Annotated in this window: 1 protein-coding gene; it reads right to left on the bottom strand. The window is 63.5% G+C overall.

Annotation, left to right across the window (positions count from 1 at the left end; all coding sequences use genetic code 11):
• Positions 1–31: 31 nt before the first annotated feature.
• A protein-coding gene (locus AC1D2O_RS37665) for an IS3 family transposase (protein WP_477650816.1) occupies positions 32–1,218 on the bottom strand; the annotation gives its coding sequence in 2 pieces (ribosomal slippage) (positions 32–924 and positions 924–1,218; 1,188 coding nt in all).
• Positions 1,219–1,281: the final 63 nt, after the last annotated feature.

Raw genomic sequence — 1,281 nt, forward strand, 5'->3', positions numbered from 1 at the left:
CTGACCCTGCCTCGTTTCCACGTACACCAAGTCACGCAGCCAAGAGGCTGAGTTCCCTTTCGACAGGTGCAAGGTATCCGATTGCCGTGTGCATACGCACGCGGTTGTAGAAGCCCTCGATCCAGTCCACGATGTCCAGGCGAGCCTGCGCCCGAGTGTCGTAGCGTACCTGGTAGACCCTCTCGACTTTCAGCGTCTTGAAGAAGCTCTCCATGGCTGCGTTGTCCCAGCAGTCGGCCTTTCTGCTCATCGACATCGTGATGGCGAAGTCCGCCGCCAGTCGTCGGTACTCGTGGCTTGCGTATTGGCTTCCACGATCCGTGTGTACCAGCAGCCCGGCGCCGGGCTTTCTCTGCCAGTATGCCGATCTCAGTGCCGCACAGACCAGCTTCGCATCGATCGTCTCGGACATCGACCACCCCACGATCCGGCGGCTCGCCAGGTCCATCACCACGGCCAAGTACAGCCAGCCCTCGTCGGTTGCAACATACGTGATGTCGGCCACCCAGGCCCGGTTCGGCTGCCAGCCATCGAAGCGACGATCCAGGAGGTTGGGTGCCACCGGCAAGCGATGCCCCGAGTCGGTGGTGACTACCCAGGCCCGCCGATACACCGGACGTAGCCCTTGGCGCTTGAGACTTCGGCGCACCCGCTCGGCGCTGACGCGCTCGCCTTGCTGGCGAAGCTGCTGCGTGATGCGCGGTCGACCATAGCTGCCTCGGCTGTTGCGGTGCGCGAGTTGTACCTTGGCATCCAGCGCCTTGTTTGCGAGGGCTCGAGCGCTGGGCGATCGCACGCGCCACTGGCAGTACCCCGTGCGGGACACCGACAGCACCCGGCACAGCCGGCTGACCGTGTACTCGTCGCGATGATTGTCGATCCAGGCGTACTTCATCGCGACCCCTTGGCAAAGTACGCCGTCGCTTTTCGAAGGATTTCCACATCCAACTTCGCATCAGCCAGTTCCCGGCGCAGCCGGCTGTTCTCCGCCTCCAGTTCGCTCACCGGGCGACGCGTCGGCACGGCTGCAGCACTTCCAATGGCCTCGGGTGCCGGAACGCCGGTCGTCGCTCGCCGCCGCTTCCAGTTGCCCACCGTTGCCACCGGCACCCCCAGCCGGCGTGCCGCCTCGTGGCTGCCGACCGATTCCGCCAGTCTGGTCGCCTCGACCCTGAATTCATCCGTGTACTGCCGTTTCGGCAGCTTGCTATCTCGCATTTCGATTCTCCATACAGCTCAAGTTTCCAACTTCTTGGTGTACGTGAAATCGGGGCAGGGTCA

The sequence above is a fragment of the Variovorax sp. P1_G12 genome, assembly GCF_056405555.1.